General features: G+C 46.0%; 11 protein-coding genes. 1 reads left to right on the top strand and 10 read right to left on the bottom strand.

Features of this window, described 5'->3' with window-relative positions:
* Positions 1–35: 35 nt before the first annotated feature.
* A complete protein-coding gene (map, locus tag FGG15_RS16585; protein WP_138838408.1) occupies positions 36–854 on the bottom strand; it encodes a type I methionyl aminopeptidase in 819 nt (272 codons plus the stop codon).
* Positions 855–921: 67 nt separating this feature from the next.
* The gene (gpmI, locus tag FGG15_RS16580) at positions 922–2,439 is read right to left on the bottom strand and encodes a 2,3-bisphosphoglycerate-independent phosphoglycerate mutase (RefSeq protein ID WP_138838406.1); all 1,518 of its coding nucleotides are present in this window, start codon (positions 2,437–2,439) and stop codon (positions 922–924) included.
* A gap of 207 nt (positions 2,440–2,646) precedes the next feature.
* Here gpmI and FGG15_RS16575 point away from each other — a divergent pair, with 207 nt between their 5' ends.
* Positions 2,647–3,039, top strand: a complete 393-nt coding sequence (locus tag FGG15_RS16575; RefSeq protein WP_138838403.1) for an ankyrin repeat domain-containing protein — start codon at positions 2,647–2,649, stop codon at positions 3,037–3,039.
* Positions 3,040–3,133: 94 nt separating this feature from the next.
* On the opposite strand, the gene FGG15_RS20455 is transcribed toward FGG15_RS16575, so the two are convergent.
* From FGG15_RS20455 to FGG15_RS16540, 8 genes are all read right to left on the bottom strand, one after another.
* A complete protein-coding gene (locus FGG15_RS20455) occupies positions 3,134–3,301 on the bottom strand; it encodes a DUF6747 family protein (protein ID WP_313790998.1) in 168 nt (55 codons plus the stop codon).
* A 114-nt stretch (positions 3,302–3,415) separates the two neighbouring features.
* Positions 3,416–4,180 (bottom strand): M48 family metalloprotease, encoded by a 765-nt coding sequence (locus tag FGG15_RS16570; protein WP_138838401.1) that lies wholly within the window; start codon positions 4,178–4,180, stop codon positions 3,416–3,418.
* A 40-nt stretch (positions 4,181–4,220) separates the two neighbouring features.
* Positions 4,221–4,955, bottom strand: a complete 735-nt coding sequence (locus FGG15_RS16565; protein WP_138838399.1) for a M15 family metallopeptidase — start codon at positions 4,953–4,955, stop codon at positions 4,221–4,223.
* Between the two features lie 73 nt (positions 4,956–5,028).
* On the bottom strand, positions 5,029–6,156 hold the full coding sequence (locus FGG15_RS16560; RefSeq protein ID WP_138838397.1) for a gliding motility-associated C-terminal domain-containing protein: 1,128 nt from the start codon (positions 6,154–6,156) through the stop codon (positions 5,029–5,031).
* A 51-nt stretch (positions 6,157–6,207) separates the two neighbouring features.
* On the bottom strand, positions 6,208–6,858 hold the full coding sequence (locus FGG15_RS16555) for a hypothetical protein (RefSeq protein ID WP_138838394.1): 651 nt from the start codon (positions 6,856–6,858) through the stop codon (positions 6,208–6,210).
* A 10-nt stretch (positions 6,859–6,868) separates the two neighbouring features.
* Complete coding sequence (locus FGG15_RS16550) at positions 6,869–14,320, bottom strand: hypothetical protein (protein ID WP_138838392.1); 7,452 nt, start codon at positions 14,318–14,320, stop codon at positions 6,869–6,871.
* A gap of 160 nt (positions 14,321–14,480) precedes the next feature.
* Positions 14,481–15,647 carry a gliding motility-associated C-terminal domain-containing protein gene (locus FGG15_RS16545; RefSeq protein WP_138838390.1) on the bottom strand — a complete coding sequence of 389 codons (1,167 nt, stop codon included), beginning with the start codon at positions 15,645–15,647 and terminating at the stop codon, positions 14,481–14,483.
* The gene (locus FGG15_RS16540) at positions 15,647–17,779 is read right to left on the bottom strand and encodes a hypothetical protein (RefSeq protein ID WP_138838388.1); all 2,133 of its coding nucleotides are present in this window, start codon (positions 17,777–17,779) and stop codon (positions 15,647–15,649) included. Before FGG15_RS16540 ends, FGG15_RS16545 begins: the two co-directional genes overlap by 1 nt.
* Positions 17,780–17,854: the final 75 nt, after the last annotated feature.

The raw sequence follows: 17,854 nt of genomic DNA, 5'->3' as shown, positions 1-17,854 counted from the left end.
TATGGATAGGGAAGCTGATTATGCCAAACCTTCTTTTATAGCACTAGGTTCTGATGTCTGAATTCCTCCTCCTCGCTACTCTCAATTCCCAACGCTTTATAGATGTATTGAAAAGTAGACAGAAGCTCAGGTTTGCCGTCGACCAATGCCACATCATGCTCAAAATGGGCACTAGGTTTTCCATCTGCGGTTAAGATGGTCCACCCGTCCTTGAGTTGTTTTATTCTACGGGTTCCCATATTGATCATAGGTTCAATGGCCACCACCATTCCGTTGACAAATTTTTTACCCCTTCCACGTTTGCCATAGTTTGGCATTTGGGGATCTTCATGAAGTTCTGTGCCCAGACCATGCCCTACCAGTTCGCGCACTACACCATACCCATGACTTTCACAGTATTTCTGAATGGCAAAGCCAACATCACCTACTCGGTTTCCTTCCTTAAATTCCCGTATTCCCACGTACAGTGATTCTTTGGTAACCTGGAGCAGTTTTTTGGTAGCCTCGGCAACCTCTCCAACTTCAAAGGTATACGCATGATCCCCGTAATATCCATTTTTAAGGGCACCACAATCCACGGAAATAACATCGCCTTCTTTTAGCGGCTCATTGTTTGGAATTCCATGGACCACCTGAGCATTTGGACTCCAATTCAAGGTATTGGGAAAGTCGTACATCCCTAAAAATCCAGGTTCTGCTCCCTGTTCGCGAATAAAATCCTCGGCCATTTTATCCAAAGCCAAAGGATTGGCTCCAGGTTTGATTTCCGAGGCTAACATGCCCAAAGTTCTGGAAACGACCAATGCACTCTCTCGCATCAACTCAATTTCCTCTGCAGTCTTAATTTTTACCATGGGTGCAAAGATAATCGTAAATCAATAAACACAAGGGTTTTGAGTCCTTAGTACTTAAAAAGAGAATTTACACTAAAGATTTCTGGGTCATTAAATCCGGTTTTGGAATACCCAATAAATGCAAAATGGTAGGTGCAATATCACCCAGTACTCCATCCTTAATGGAAGCAATATCCGCATCGACTAAAATTAATGGTACAGGATTGGTGGTGTGGGCTGTGTTTGGGCTACCATCAGGATTGATCATGGTATCGCAGTTTCCGTGATCGGCTATAACAATGGAAGAATATCCGTTTTCCAGACCCGCTGTTACCACATCCCTTGCACATTCATCCACCGTTTCACAAGCTTTTACAGCAGCTTCCATAATTCCTGTATGACCAACCATATCTGGATTGGCAAAGTTCAGACAAACAAAATCTGTTTCTCCCTTTTTCAGTTCAGGAATTATGGCGTCCCTTATGTCATAAGCACTCATCTCAGGTTGAAGATCGTAGGTCGCCACTTTTGGGGAAGGACATAAAATTCTGTTTTCGCCCTCAAAAGGTTCTTCGCGTCCACCGTTAAAAAAGAAGGTTACATGGGGATACTTTTCAGTCTCGGCAATTCGAATCTGTTTTTTACCGTTATGGGCCAGTACCTCCCCAAGCGTGTCCTTAATGTTCTCCTTGTCGTACACCACATGGATTCCCTGGAACGAATCATCATAATTGGTAAGGGTTACATAATGCAGGTTCAATTTGTGCATATTGTGTTCATGGAAATCCTGCTGGCTTAAAACTTGGGTAAGTTCACGCCCTCTATCCGTCCTGAAGTTGAAAAACACAATCACGTCCCCTTCCGATATTTGGGCTACGGGCTTGCTTTTGGAATCGGTTAAAACCAACGGTTTTATGAATTCATCCGTAACACCATCATCATAACTTTTTTGCATGGCTGCGGAAATGTCCTGGATTTTTTCTCCATCATTGTTGACCATGACATCATAGGCCAACTTTACCCGCTCCCATCTTTTATCCCGGTCCATGGCATAATATCTTCCGATGACGGTAGCCAATTCGGCTTTTTTATCCGAACAAAATTGACCAAGGTCTTCTAGAAATCCTTTGCCACTTTTGGGGTCAACGTCCCTTCCGTCCATAAAAGCGTGGATATAGGAGTTTGCAACCCCACTTTCATCAGCAGCATTGATAAGGGCTTTTAAATGATCTATATGACTATGTACGCCTCCATCACTTACCAACCCAAGAAAGTGTACGGGTTTATTGTTGGATTTGGCGTGGGAAAAAGCAGCTTGTAACACTTCCTCGTTCTTTAGGGTGTCCTCGGCTACAGCTTTATTAATTTTGGCCAGATCCTGATAAACAATTCGTCCAGCTCCCAAATTCATGTGCCCCACTTCGCTATTGCCCATTTGTCCTTCAGGTAATCCCACATTCATGCCATCGGTAAGCAAATTGGAGTTTGGGTATTGGGTGTAAAGTGAATCTATAAACGGTGTATTGGCCTGTTCAATGGCCGAAACTTTAGGGTCTGGAGATTTTCCCCATCCATCCAAAATCATTAGGATTACCTTCTTGTTCATGCTGTTGGATTAAGCCCCAAAAATAGCATGAATGCACTGGATACCCTAGCCTTTGTCAAGATTTCTAGCCGAGGATTTGTTAATTATTTATGTTAAAAAAAAGGCTGTTGTTAAAGTTTAGTTATTTAAGTGTTAATGCTGTAACATTTGATTCCGTATACAGTCTACTTTTATATTAATCATTTCATTAATCAAAAATTATTCATCATGAAAAAAGCAATCCTAAGCGCAGCCGCGGCCTGTATGGTCATGGTTGCAGGCGTAAGCGCCAACGAAAATTCCGCAATGGTTGAAGACCATCTGAACAGCACAGTAATCACAGCTGAAATCAACTCTTTTTGTAAGGCTATTGTGAAAGGGGATGTGGAGACTGTAAAGAAACTTATTGAATTGGGTGAGGATGTCAATCAAAAGTCATTGGGAATGGCACCCATCCATTTTGCCGCCCGTTACAATCAAACTGAAATTCTGGAAGTACTTATTGCCAATGGGGCTAACGTTAGAAAGAAGTGTGATAAAGGATACACGGCAAAGAAATATGCAGAACTTTCCAATGCTATAGAAGCGTTAGAAGTTTTGAAAGATGCTATGAAGAAATAAAAGAGAGGGGTTTATTCATCCAAAAAAAGGCCCGTCCATATGGACGGGCCTTTTTGTTCATTTCCCTATAGTGTTCTTGTAAAAGAGAAAGTTCTTAAAAATCAAAGCCGGTCAATACTCTAAACATAAATGCGTATAGAGCCATTGACAACAAAATGGCACAAAAAATCGCGTAGCCTTTTAAAAATAATACCAGATAACTAGGCTTACAGTCATCGAATGCTTCAAAATAAAGCTGCTTAAAATGCAATAGTGTTCCCATATGTCCTCTCGTTTAATAGCACAAATGGGTTAAAGAAAAGCATGTTTGATTTGGGTACTACAAAGGTATTCAATTCTTGGAAACCTCCTTTTTTAATCGACAAATGCGGCAAATCTATCGACCTGAATACTTTTTTATGGCTTCTTTAATCTTTTCAATCCTGTTTTCCGGATCTGGATGGGTGCTTTGAAACTCAGGAACACGGTTAGGGCCAGCAGCCGCTTTCAGGATTTCCATGACCCTGATCATCTCATAGGGGTCATAGCCCGCCTGAATCATAAACATTACACCCAACTCATCACTTTCCAATTCATCGCCCCTTCCATTTTTCAGTAGCGTATTCTGCCCAATGTTTCCAACAATGCTGCCCATATCTGCCCCAACTGTGGCTCCCATGGTAAGGGTCTGCCAAAAACTACTTTCGGCAATTCGCTCTGCAGAATGTCTTCCTATTACGTGGGCGATTTCATGACCCAGTACACCTGCCAGTTGCGCTTCGTTTAATTGGGAAAACAAAGCGTAGGTGATAAAACATTGACCGCCAGGCAAGGCAAAGGCATTAATGGTCCGGTCGTCGGCCAACAAATGAAAATCGTATTTATAAGGAGTTTCCCGGGCATAACTATTATTTACCAGTTTTTGGCCAACAGCGTCCACTAGGGCTTGCATCCTTTGGTCTGGATAAAGTCCACCGTGTTGTTGGGCCATTTCCGGCGCGCTTTGAAGACCAATTGCAATTTCCTGGTCCGGGGTCATGTTTATATTCTGTACCCTTCCGGTATAGGGATTCTCCTGTTTATTGTTACATCGCTGGATAAAGGCAAAGGCTACTATGGCCAATCCTATAAAGATTCGGATTTTCCAACTTCCTCTTCTCATGGTGTTAGTGTTCTAGATAAATCAAGTTACAAAAAATAGCTTACAAAAGCTCTGGGTTGATTCCCAATATATTATCCTGAATATAACTTCTCAAGAATCCGGTGGTAAAATAATCACACCCCAAATAATCCTGGCTTAGAAGCATTTTTACAATGTTGATTTTTCGGTATGCGGCCAACATAGGAATTGAAATAGGGGCATAACTGTAATGCCATGGCTCGTATTTAAATCCGGGTCTTTTGGGTTCATCGGTGTACACAAGATAGAAACCGAAATCTTCAGAATTTTCATCCAACCAAAGTTTAAGCCTTTCAAATGGGCCTCCTGATTCAAATTTTTCCGGAACCAAAACATCTCCAGAAGACTTTACATTGCCATCAATTATGTCGATATCAGTACCCCAGTGGTGCCTACTGGTTCCAGGGATTGTGGAATACTCAACGATCTTATCGATAGCGTCAAGCGGCTGCATGCCGTCGTCTTCGGTGTAGCGGAGAAATTTACGTTCCCATATGCTTTCCTGCCTAAAATAATCTCGGTAGCTGGAAACCATTTGAATACTAACCCCAGCTGCTTGGGCTGCTTTTTTCATTGCAACGAAAGCATGATAAGCCTCTTCCCTTAGATTAATGCCTTTACCATAAAGATCTATGTCCGCTTTGCCTATCAATTCATCAAGGGAATAGTCCGTATTGGAATAAACTGGAACTATTGGAGGTAGGGCGCATGCCAAGCTTGTAATGGAAGCTTTTTTTATAAATGTCCTTCGCTTCATGGATTGGATTTGTTGACCAAGTTAAGAAGTATTTTTAAGCCAGAATATGTCCCAATTCTGAATTCCAAGTCTACTACTGGGAAATATAGAGGTATCCCTGATATTTCTCTTTGTTATCTGTAACAGTGAGGATATAAAAATAAACTCCCGCTGAAAGCCCAGAGGCCTTGCTTATTACTCCGTTCCGATTTGATTTGCCGTCAAATTCGTTGGCATAGTTCAATTTGGAATATACCAACACACCGTAACGGTTATAGATGTTAAGTACGTTGTTGGGAACATTTTCAATACCATCAATTAAAAGAAAGTCATTTACCCCATCGTCGTTAGGGGTCATAAAGTAATTGTCAAGTTCTAGAACTGTAAAAGGTTCCAAAAGGTCATCGGTTCCTCCTAGCGTAATGATTTCGTAGTCGTTGGGTACAAATGTCTCCGAAGAAATACTTCCAGCTTGCATATTACCGGACACGGTAGTATTGCCCAATCGCTCCCACTGGTTGGATGTTTTGTTCCATCCCACCACCAGTAAATTTTCAACCGTCTCGGCCAAAAGTTCTACGGCACTATTGGTATCCCATGTGAGGGTTACTACCGAAGGTCGATCACCTTCCAATCGCCAAAATTCCAAGGTGCTCACCTGAAGGTCTTCAGAGGCCTTACTATCTGTGGGGAATTGTTGGGACAATAATGCTGAGTCATTTGGGTCTTCTGGATAATAGGCACATTTGGCCAAAGTATTGACTGCACTTGACGATAGGGTCAAATATCGAAAAAACTCGCCGTCGCCAACTGGAAAAGTTATGGTTTCCTTATTCGCTGCACCAGCATAGCCATTGATATGGGTTAAATTACCCGATCCCATATAAAAGGAATCGTCGATAAAATTCAGATAGCTTGCAGAGTTGGATTTGGAGGTTAGAACATCTCCTACCACAAAATTGACATTTCCTGTTACACCTAGCCAGGTCTCCAACAACAACCCATTATCAGTAACAATTTCAATGTCTTGGAAAATTGGGCTACTTGATCCGGAAACGGTTAGCAAGTTTCCGCTATAAAATCCAGTAAGCCCTGAATTTTTATCAAAAGTACCATCGTTGATTACATCCAGATGAAAACCGACTGATGAGGTGCCGTGAAACTGAAGATTACCAAAATTATGAAAGGCCGCCTGTCCCCAGAAAAGGGTTGGAACTAGCATAAGTGAGCTTAGAAGTAATCGCTTTATATGTTGACTTTGGATGATCATGGATTATCTAAATGCTTGAAATATGACAACGATTCCGTCAGCAAAACTGTCCGTGTTTAGGGTGAATCCGTCCGTATTAAAACTTGTTACTGTGGCTGATGTAATTCCCAGATTATTTCCGTTTTGATCACTATAGCGCAGTGCTATTGAGTGGGAATTGGAAGCATATCTTGAGATATCGTTTATGGAATTTCCACTTCCGCCAACATAAATGACCTGTTCAGCAATAGCTCCACCGTCATTTCTAGCAAATCCGTTCATGGAACCATAGGCATTGGCAATGGTTCGGTTGTTGTTTCCAACTCCGTTGTCTGAATTTAGGTTAAAGCTTTCCACATTCGCATGGGCAGAAAAGGTTAGACTGGTGGGCTGGAATGGTATTCCATTTATGGTTTGGTTACCCGTTCCGGTAATTTGAAAAGCACCCACATAGGTATTGGCCATATTTGGAACTTCCACCCAGGCCGAATTGCTGTAAAAATGCATGCTACTCGTTGTGGTATTATAGACCATGGAACCTTCCTCAGGATTAGAAATACTGTTCATTTCCAAAGTGGTAACGTTATGGATGGCTACCAAGTCCCCGGCAGTTGGTGTTTGAGCACTAAGACTCAACAATGAGAACAACAATATGGTGGTAAAAAAGCCTTTCATTGTTCTTCTTTTATAAATCTAAAATGGTAAACATAAATTCTGAATTGAATCTATTTCTATCCGTGCCTCCGTTGTCATTGTCGCCGATAATTACCTCAAAACTTGTACTGGTTTGGGCCCGATAGGAAATACCAGGATCATCATTTCCTGATCCGTCCCGACTTGGTTGTGCCAGCTGTATAATGTAGTTGGCGTCACTTACCAACCCTGAAGGAAGATTAACCCTGTAATATCCATTACCCGTAAGTTTGGTTACCGTAATTCCCGTTGTTGCCCGGGTAACACCTCCGTTGGCCGCAATCTTTCCAAATGCCTTAATGGGACTTTCATAGTAAGCTCCACCGTTGGCACCTACGGTTATACTATTATCCGTTTCAGCCCCAACCACATTTGCAGTTTGGTTCGCTGTAGCTTCGTTGGTATAGGTGATAACACCGGTTATTGTGTTTTGGGAAAGGGTAGTTACGGTATCATCGTCTCCGTCTGCAATATCTGCTGGGATATTGGAAAGTGATGACCAATCTCCATTAAAGTCATCGGTCACATCGGTGTCCAGGTTTGGGAACTCGTTATTGACGGCGGTCGCCACCTGTGCATCTGTCAGCTGTGTATCGTTGTCGATGTCGTCGGCAAATCCTGCGGGCACGTTGTTCAAAGAGGACCATTCCCCGTCAAAGTCATCGGTGGAATCCGTGTCCAGGTTAGCTGGAACATCCGTAAGGTCGTTGAAACTACCACTGAAATCGTCCGTTGAGTCGGTATCCAGATTGGCCGGTACATTGGTCAGATCATTGAAGTCTCCCGAAAAGTCATCTGTCACATCGGTGTCCAGGTTGGGGAACTCGTTGTTGACGGCCGTTGCCACCTGCGCATCGGTCAATTGTGTGTCGTTGTCTATATCGTCGGCAAATCCGGCGGGAACATTGTTGAGAGAGGACCACTCCCCGTCAAAGTCGTCCGTGGAATCCGTATCCAGATTGGCCGGTATATTCGTCAAATCATTGAAATCCCCTGAAAAATCATCGGTCACATCGGTATCGAGGTTCGGGAACTCGTGGTTGACGGCGGTCGCCACCTGTGCATCTGTCAGTTGGGTATCGTTGTCGATGTCGTCGGCAAATCCGGCGGGAACATTGTTGAGGGAACTCCACTCCCCGTCAAAGTCATCGGTGGAATCTGTATCCAGGTTTGCTGGTACGTTTGTCAAATCATTGAAGTCCCCTGAAAAGTCGTCGGTCACATCAGTGTCGAGGTTGGGAAACTCGTTGTTGACGGCGGTTGCCACCTGTGCATCGGTCAGCTGTGTATCATTGTCTATGTCATCGGCAAAGCCGGCTGGCACGTTGTTCAAAGAGGACCATTCCCCGTCAAAATCGTCCGTGGAATCTGTGTCGAGGTTCGCCGGTACGTCCGTAAGGTCATTGAAACTTCCACTGAAATCATCGGTCACATCGGTGTCGAGGTTGGGGAACTCGTTGTTGACGGCGGTCGCCACCTGTGCATCGGTCAGCTGTGTATCGTTGTCTATGTCATCGGCAAATCCGGCGGGAACATTGTTGAGGGAACTCCACTCCCCGTCAAAATCATCAGTTGAGTCCATGTCCAGATTGGCCGGTAAGTCCGTAAGGTCGTTGAAACTCCCACTGAAATCATCGGTCACATCGGTGTCCAGATTGGGGAACTCATTGTTGACCGCCGTTGCCACCTGCGCATCGGTGAGCTGGGTATCGTTGTCTATGTCGTCGGCAAAACCGGCGGGCACGTTGTTGAGGGAACTCCACTCCCCGTCAAAATCATCGGTTGAGTCCGTGTCCAGATTGGCCGGTAAGTCCGTAAGGTCGTTGAAACTCCCACTGAAATCATCGGTCACATCGGTATCCAGGTTGGGGAACTCGTTGTTGACCGCCGTTGCCACCTGCGCATCGGTGAGCTGGGTATCGTTGTCTATGTCGTCGGCAAAGCCGGCTGGCACGTTGTTCAAGGAGGACCATTCCCCGTCAAAGTCGTCGGTGGAATCCGTATCGAGGTTTGCAGGTACGTCCGTAAGGTCATTGAAACTTCCACTGAAGTCATCAGTTGAGTCCGTATCCAGATTGGCCGGGACATTGCTCAGTTCATTGAAATCCCCTGAAAAATCATCGGTCACATCGGTGTCCAGATTGGGGAACTCATTGTTGACCGCCGTTGCCACCTGCGCATCGGTCAGTTGTGTATCATTGTCTATGTCGTCGGCAAAACCGGCGGGAACGTTGTTGAGTGATGCCCACTCCCCGTCAAAATCGTCGGTGGAATCCGTGTCCAGGTTTGCTGGTACGTTTGTCAAATCGTTGAAGTCCCCCGAAAAGTCATCGGTCACATCGGTATCCAGGTTGGGGAACTCATTGTTGACGGCCGTTGCCACCTGGGCGTCCGTGAGCTGTGTGTCGTTGTCGATATCGTCGGCAAATCCTGCGGGCACGTTGTTCAAAGAGGACCATTCCCCGTCAAAGTCGTCGGTGGAATCCGTATCGAGGTTCGCGGGTACATCTGTCAGGTCGTTGAAACTCCCACTGAAATCGTCGGTAACATCAGTGTCCAGATTAGGGAACTCATTGTTGACGGCGGTAGCCACCTGCGCATCGGTGAGCTGGGTATCATTGTCGATATCGTCGGCAAAACCTGCGGGCACGTTGTTGAGAGAACTCCACTCCCCGTCAAAGTCGTCGGTGGAATCCGTATCGAGGTTCGCCGGTACATCTGTCAGGTCGTTGAAGCTGCCACTAAAATCATCGGTCACATCGGTATCCAGATTGGGGAACTCGTTGTTGACGGCCGTTGCCACCTGCGCATCGGTCAGCTGGGTATCGTTGTCGATATCGTCGGCAAAGCCGGCTGGCACATTGTTGAGTGATGCCCACTCCCCGTCAAAGTCATCCGTGGAATCAGTATCGAGGTTCGCAGGTACATCTGTCAGGTCGTTAAAACTTCCACTGAAATCATCGGTTGAATCCGTATCCAGATTGGCCGGTATATTCGTCAAATCATTGAAATCCCCTGAAAAATCATCGGTCACATCGGTATCGAGGTTCGGGAACTCGTTGTTGACGGCCGTTGCCACCTGCGCATCGGTCAGCTGTGTATCATTGTCGATATCGTCCGCAAATCCGGCGGGCACATTGTTGAGGGAACTCCACTCCCCGTCAAAATCATCAGTTGAGTCCGTATCCAGATTGGCCGGTATATTCGTCAAATCATTGAAATCCCCCGAAAAGTCATCGGTCACATCAGTGTCGAGGTTGGGGAACTCGTTGTTGACGGCGGTCGCCACCTGTGCATCTGTCAGCTGTGTATCGTTGTCTATGTCGTCGGCAAAGCCTGCCGGCACGTTGTTCAAAGAGGACCATTCCCCGTCAAAGTCATCTGTGGAATCAGTATCGAGGTTCGCAGGTACATCTGTCAGGTCGTTAAAACTTCCACTGAAATCATCGGTTGAATCCGTATCCAGATTGGCCGGTATATTCGTCAAATCATTGAAATCCCCTGAAAAATCATCGGTCACATCGGTATCGAGGTTCGGGAACTCGTTGTTGACGGCCGTTGCCACCTGCGCATCGGTCAGCTGTGTATCATTGTCGATATCGTCCGCAAATCCGGCGGGCACATTGTTGAGGGAACTCCACTCCCCGTCAAAATCATCAGTTGAGTCCGTATCCAGATTGGCCGGTATATTCGTCAAATCATTGAAATCCCCCGAAAAGTCATCGGTCACATCCGTATCGAGGTTGGGGAACTCGTTGTTGACGGCGGTCGCCACCTGTGCATCTGTCAGCTGTGTATCGTTGTCTATGTCATCGGCAAATCCGGCGGGAACATTGTTCAAAGAACTCCATTCCCCGTCAAAGTCATCGGTGGAATCAGTATCAAGGTTGGCAGGCACATTGCTCAGATCGTTGAAATCCCCCGAAAAGTCATCGGTCACATCGGTATCGAGGTTGGGGAACTCGTTGTTGACGGCGGTCGCCACCTGTGCATCTGTCAGCTGTGTATCGTTGTCTATGTCATCGGCAAATCCGGCGGGAACATTGTTCAAAGAACTCCATTCCCCGTCAAAGTCATCTGTGGAATCAGTATCGAGGTTCGCAGGTACATCTGTCAGGTCGTTAAAACTTCCACTGAAATCATCGGTTGAATCCGTATCCAGATTGGCCGGTATATTCGTCAAATCATTGAAATCCCCTGAAAAATCATCGGTCACATCGGTATCGAGGTTCGGGAACTCGTTGTTGACGGCCGTTGCCACCTGCGCATCGGTCAGCTGTGTATCATTGTCTATGTCATCGGCAAAGCCGGCTGGCACGTTGTTGAGTGATGCCCACTCCCCGTCAAAGTCGTCCGTGGAATCTGTGTCGAGGTTCGCCGGTACGTCCGTAAGGTCATTGAAACTTCCACTGAAATCATCGGTTGAATCCGTATCCAGATTGGCCGGTACATTGGTCAAATCATTGAAGTCACCTGAAAAATCATCGGTCACATCGGTGTCGAGGTTGGGGAACTCGTTGTTGACGGCGGTCGCCACCTGTGCATCGGTCAGCTGTGTATCGTTGTCTATGTCATCGGCAAAGCCGGCGGGAACGTTGTTGAGTGATGCCCACTCCCCGTCAAAGTCATCTGTGGAATCCGTGTCCAAGTTAACTGGAACATCCGTAAGGTCGTTGAAACTCCCACTGAAATCATCGGTCACATCGGTGTCCAGGTTGGGGAACTCGTTGTTGACGGCCGTTGCCACCTGCGCATCGGTCAGCTGTGTATCATTGTCGATGTCGTCTGCAAAGCCGGCGGGCACATTGTTGAGGGAACTCCACTCCCCGTCAAAGTCGTCGGTGGAATCCGTGTCCAGATTGGTCGGTACATCCGTAAGGTCGTTGAAACTTCCACTGAAATCGTCGGTCACATCGGTGTCCAGATTGGCTGGGACATTGCTCAGGTCATTGAAATCCCCCGAAAAGTCATCGGTCACATCGGTATCGAGGTTCGGGAACTCGTTGTTGACGGCCGTTGCCACCTGTGCATCGGTCAGCTGTGTATCGTTGTCGATGTCATCGGCAAATCCCGCTGGCACGTTGTTCAAAGAACTCCATTCCCCGTCAAAGTCATCGGTGGAATCAGTATCAAGGTTGGCAGGCACATTGCTCAGATCGTTGAAATCCCCCGAAAAGTCATCTGTCACATCGGTGTCCAGGTTGGGGAACTCGTTGTTGACGGCCGTTGCCACCTGCGCATCGGTCAGCTGTGTATCATTGTCGATGTCGTCCGCAAATCCGGCGGGAACATTGTTGAGGGAACTCCACTCCCCGTCAAAGTCGTCGGTGGAATCCGTGTCCAGATTGGTCGGTACATCCGTAAGGTCGTTGAAACTTCCACTGAAATCGTCGGTCACATCGGTGTCCAGATTGGGGAACTCGTTGTTGACGGCCGTTGCCACCTGCGCATCGGTCAGCTGGGTATCGTTGTCGATATCGTCGGCAAAGCCGGCTGGCACATTGTTGAGTGATGCCCACTCCCCGTCAAAGTCATCCGTGGAATCCGTATCCAGATTGGCCGGTATATTCGTCAAATCATTGAAATCCCCAGAAAAATCATCGGTCACATCGGTGTCCAGGTTGGGGAACTCGTTGTTCACTGCGGTCGCCACCTGTGCATCGGTCAGCTGTGTATCGTTGTCGATATCGTCGGCAAAGCCGGCTGGCACGTTGTTCAAAGAACTCCATTCCCCGTCAAAGTCATCTGTGGAATCAGTATCGAGGTTCGCCGGTACATCTGTCAGGTCGTTGAAACTCCCACTGAAATCGTCCGTTGAATCCGTATCCAGATTGGCTGGGACATTGCTCAGATCGTTGAAATCCCCTGAAAAGTCATCGGTCACATCGGTATCGAGGTTGGGGAACTCGTTGTTGACGGCCGTTGCCACCTGGGCGTCCGTGAGCTGTGTGTCGTTGTCGATGTCGTCGGCAAATCCTGCGGGCACGTTGTTCAAAGAGGACCATTCCCCGTCAAAGTCGTCGGTGGAATCCGTATCGAGGTTCGCCGGTACATCTGTCAGGTCGTTGAAACTACCACTGAAATCGTCCGTTGAGTCGGTATCCAGATTAACCGGTACATTGGTCAAATGATTGAAATCCCCCGAGAAATCATCGGTCACGTCTGTATCCAGATTGGGGAACTCATTGTTGATGGCGGTCGCCACCTGTGCATCGGTCAGCTGTGTATCATTGTCTATGTCATCGGCGAATCCTGCCGGCACGTTGTTCAAGGAACTCCACTCCCCGTCAAAGTCATCGGTGGAATCCGTGTCCAGGTTAGCTGGAACATCCGTAAGGTCATTGAAACTCCCACTGAAATCGTCGGTCACATCAGTGTCGAGGTTGGGAAACTCGTTGTTGACGGCCGTTGCCACCTGCGCATCGGTCAGCTGTGTATCATTGTCGATATCGTCCGCAAATCCGACGGGCACATTGTTGAGAGAACCCCACTCCCCGTCAAAGTCATCCGTGGAATCTGTATCCAGGTTTGCTGGTACGTCTGTCAAATCATTGAAACTACCACTGAAATCGTCGGTAACATCAGTGTCCAGATTAGGGAACTCATTGTTGACAGCGGTTGCCACCTGTGCATCTGTCAGCTGTGTATCGTTGTCTATGTCATCTGCAAATCCGGCGGGAACATTGTTGAGGGAACTCCACTCCCCGTCAAAGTCATCGGTGGAATCCGTATCGAGGTTTGCAGGTACGTTTGTCAAATCATTGAAATCCCCTGAAAAATCATCTGACGAATCCGTATCATACCCACTAAGGTCAATAGTGGTGGCGTCTGGATCGTTGCTTAATGAAATTACTCCAGCATTAAATTGCAAATCTTGGATTTCATTTTGACTGTCCGCATCAGCATCATCAACATTAATGGCAATACTATTTCCGTTATCAATGCTAACATTACCTGGATTTCCATTGGTATTTAGGTTTTGGCTATCTGTACTAGCTGTGCTAATAACGGTTTGTGTCCCAGATTCGTTGGTAAACGTGTAGGAGCCATCAAGGTTGTCAACCAAGGTGGTAATTGATTCGGGTGCTCCATTGAATGTCAAATCGTTTCCAAGACCATCCGAAATTGTAATAGTTCCATCTCCGTTGTCGACAAACGAAAAACCTGTGGTATTGGATGAGTTGCAAAGGTTTATCCATTGCCCCCCATTGAAATAATGGACACAGGAGGTGTCTATGTTATAAATTACGGCACCGTTTAGCGGAGTTATGCTTTGCATCTGGGCCGAAGTCAACCTCGTAAGCACCAGAGCCTTATCGCTGCTTTCCAGTTCTATTATGGATGCTGGGTCGATTGCATTGGGATTATCTCCCACCTTGACTTGGCCGAATGCGATAATAGAAAAAAATAGGGCAAAAAAGGGTAATCTTCTTCTCAATTCCATTACAACTTGTTTGATAGCGCGCTAAAAATAAGGTCAGCGGTAGAGAAGCGCTACAAAATGTTGTGTAGATGGATAAGGTTGTTGTAAATGGGAAGCGGACAGGCAATTCACTAGGAAATAGCTCGTTACGCTAAGTAATTTGCAGTATAATTCTTACAGTCTAGCGGTCCAAAAATAGGAAACCTTGGTATTCTAGACCCAAATCATCCAAGGTGACCAAATAGAAATAAACCCCCTCCGGAAGCCCAATATCTTGACTTAAATAAAAGTTTCCTGTGTTGGACTCTCCATTGAATTCATCTACGTAATTGATTTTTTCAAACACCTTTTGTCCAAACCGATTGAAAATTCTAAGACTATTATTGGGCGATTCAGACATATTGTCTAACACAAGAAATTCGTTGATACCATCTCCGTTAGGACTTAGAAAATAATTGCCCAATGTTGGATTGTTTACAGCAAATGTATCTGTGGGCAATGGAATGGTACCAAAGGTAATGGCTCCAAAGTCGTTTGGATTAAAGACTTCAGAGGTAATGAATCCGTTTGTAATATCACCGCCTTTAGCCGCATTTCCGATGACTACCCATTGATTTGCCGCTATACTCCAACCCACTACGATAATGGACTCAAAACTGGCATTGGGAATGGAAGCCAAATCACTTCGTGCATTCCAACTAATGGTGACCGCTGCAGGGACACCGCTATTGAGAATCCAGAATTCCTGGTCCGTCACCGTACCAATTTCTGATACTTTGCTATTTACATCAAAGCTGGAGGTAAGAGATGTTGGACTGGAAGGATTTTCAAACAAGTAAGCACACCGAGCCAAAGGTGTACTACCCTGAGAAATAAGCGTCAGTGGTCGTAATTGATTTTCATCACCAATCGGAAATGAGAAAAAATCCCTATTATTTATGGCAGCAAAGCCGGTTATTTTTGCACCATTCCGTTCACCGGTAAAAAAACCGTTTTGCATAAAATTGAGATACACCGTTTGGTCATCCAAGGGTGAGTCGACATTGCCATCCACTAAGTTGGCATTGTTTTGTATATGCACGGGAATTCTTAGCATGACATTGCTAGGAACAAAAAACTCAGCATCCCAAAAACTTGGTGCAACATTGCCAGAAACCTGAATTGAATTGTTTCCGTAGAAACCGGCTAAACCTATATGTTGATCAAAGGAAGCGTCGTTAATAAAATTGGTATGAAATCCGATGCTACCATTAGGATGTATCTGGATACTACCTTGGTTGTACAAGGCGTTTTGGGCATAGGTAAGGCTGGCAAATAGCCCAATGGATATGGCAATGAGTTGTTTCATTAGTTGATTTGTTGCCAAGACGTTCCATCACTTTGAATTGTAATGGTTGTGTTATTACCTAGGCTATTGACCGTCGCATTAGTTAGGTTTTGATAGTTACCAGTGGTCACTGCTACCCCTGAAATATTTTTGATAATATATACTCTTCCTAAATTAGTTCCGGCGGCAGGAAATGCTAAATTATTAATGCCTGCATTTAGAATAACCGTGTAATGCGTATTGTTCAGTGTGCTATCTGTGGATAAAGATATGATTGGCTTAATAGCCAAGTCAATAGTAGTAGCACCACCACTAATACTCAAAGTGTTTTGGGTAACGCTTAAGTCTTGTGCGTCTGTATTATCCAAATAGGGCGTCAAGTCCACTGTCGCCGCACTCCCAGATAGGGCCAAAGTGTTCGTTGTTAGGCTAAGGTCCTGGATTTCGTTGGAGGCATCCCCGTCCACCTCAACGGTAAGATATCCGTTGTTGGCTACAAAGGCATCAACTGCTGTCTCATCCAATGTGGTGTCATCCAAATAGGGCGCCAAGTCCACTGTTGCCGCACTTCCTGATAGCCCCAAGGTGTTCGTTGTTAGGCTAAGGTCCTGGATTTCGTTGGAGGCATCCCCGTCCACCTCAACAGTAAGATATCCGTTGTTGGCGACAAATGCATCAACGGCTGCCTCGTCCAAGGTTGTGTCATCCAAATAGGGCGCCAAGTCCACTGTTGCCGCACTTCCTGATAGCTCCAAAGTGTTCGTTGTAAGGCTTAGGTCCTGGATTTCGTTGGAGGCATCCCCGTCCACCTCAACGGTAAGATATCCGTTGTTGGCGACAAATGCATCAACGGCTGCCTCGTCCAAGGTTGTGTCATCCAAATAGGGCGCCAAGTCCACTGTTGCCGCACTTCCTGATAGCTCCAAGGTGTTCGTTGTAAGGCTTAGGTCCTGGATTTCGTTGGAGGCATCCCCGTCCACCTCAACGGTAAGATATCCGTTGTTGGCCACAAAGGCATCTACCGCTGCCTCATCCAAGGTGGTGTCATCCAAATAGGGCGCCAAGTCCACTGTCGCCGCACTTCCTGATAGCCCCAAGGTGTTCGTTATTAGGCTAAGGTCCTGGATTTCGTTATTACTATCAGTATCCCCATCAGCAGCATTGGAAGCGAATATTTCCGCATCAACATATGCCATGGTAGCTGCATCTTGGGCTACGGTTGGATCTTGCAGGTTGTTTATCTGAAAACCTCCCATATTTACATTAGCTGCAGCTGGTCCAAAACCACTCAGCGGAATATTTGCTTTGTCTAGTTTCTCGTTGGTCACATTGCCATCAATTATTTCATTCGTCCCAACCGCATCATTGGCCATTTTATCATTAGTAACGGCATCGGTAGCTAAATCTAAATTGCTTACCTGGCCATCTTCAATTTTTAATGAATTCACCGCGTTATCGGCAAGCTCAACCGTGTTGATTCCTCCAGCATTAACATCTAATAGAAATGGGCTTAACGCATCCCCTGTTCCGGAAAGTACCAAGGTTGCATCGGCCGGTCCTGTAACTTCATTTCCTACCACGCCATCTTGCTCGGTTACTGTAAGGGCCGACTCATCCACCAAAATCCATTGTGTCCCATTCCATTGCAATAGCTCACCAGAGGTGGTTCCAGATCCAAATTTGTCAAAAGAAATGGTGGCATCTGCAATACGGTCACCGGTAATGGATTGTTCTTGTAAGTGTACCTGCCCATTTACAGAGGTCGGAACAATATTCTCGCCTCTGATCATACCCACTTCAAAATTGAAATTGGTGCCATCTTCCGTGATTACGATGGTAGGGTTGGCATTTACAATGGCATCTGCAGAAAAAGTCTGTTCATCTGGCTGATCACAGGGATTGATCCATTGGGTGCCGTCAAAGAAATGCACACACTCGGTGTCCAGGTTGTAAACCATGGCACCTTGCAAGGGGGTTAAGCTTTCCATTTGAACCGTGTTCATCCTGGTAATGACCAAGACCCTGGAGGTACTTTCTAACTCCAGAACGGACGCCGGATGCAAAACTTCAGGGTTTTCCCCAATTTTGATTTGGGCTTGTAGCGAACTGATCATCAGTAGTCCAATGATCAAACTTGAAAATTGTTTTTTCACGGTGTCTGAGGGTTGAGGATATTTAGACTTAATGGGCAAAACTAGCCCTATGATGCGAGAATTCTAATAATTACC

This window comes from Flagellimonas algicola, from assembly GCF_005937185.1.
GTDB classification, from domain to species: Bacteria; Bacteroidota; Bacteroidia; order Flavobacteriales; family Flavobacteriaceae; genus Flagellimonas; species Flagellimonas algicola.
The sequence above is the reverse complement of the archived record's forward strand: the minus strand, read 5'-3'. Positions and strand labels throughout refer to the sequence as shown.

Bases quoted from the DNA above. Each gene is read 5' to 3' on its own strand.
- FGG15_RS16575 (WP_138838403.1), top strand. From the start codon at position 2,647: ATGAAAAAAGCAATCCTAAGCGCAGCCGCGGCCTGTATGGTCATGGTT.
- gpmI (WP_138838406.1), bottom strand. From the start codon at position 2,439: ATGAACAAGAAGGTAATCCTAATGATTTTGGATGGATGGGGAAAATCT.
- FGG15_RS16555 (WP_138838394.1), bottom strand. From the start codon at position 6,858: ATGAAAGGCTTTTTTACCACCATATTGTTGTTCTCATTGTTGAGTCTT.
- FGG15_RS20455 (WP_313790998.1), bottom strand. From the start codon at position 3,301: ATGGGAACACTATTGCATTTTAAGCAGCTTTATTTTGAAGCATTCGAT.
- FGG15_RS16560 (WP_138838397.1), bottom strand. From the start codon at position 6,156: ATGCTAGTTCCAACCCTTTTCTGGGGACAGGCGGCCTTTCATAATTTT.
- FGG15_RS16545 (WP_138838390.1), bottom strand. From the start codon at position 15,647: ATGAAACAACTCATTGCCATATCCATTGGGCTATTTGCCAGCCTTACC.
- FGG15_RS16550 (WP_138838392.1), bottom strand. From the start codon at position 14,320: ATGGAATTGAGAAGAAGATTACCCTTTTTTGCCCTATTTTTTTCTATT.
- FGG15_RS16565 (WP_138838399.1), bottom strand. From the start codon at position 4,955: ATGAAGCGAAGGACATTTATAAAAAAAGCTTCCATTACAAGCTTGGCA.
- map (WP_138838408.1), bottom strand. From the start codon at position 854: ATGGTAAAAATTAAGACTGCAGAGGAAATTGAGTTGATGCGAGAGAGT.
- FGG15_RS16570 (WP_138838401.1), bottom strand. From the start codon at position 4,180: ATGAGAAGAGGAAGTTGGAAAATCCGAATCTTTATAGGATTGGCCATA.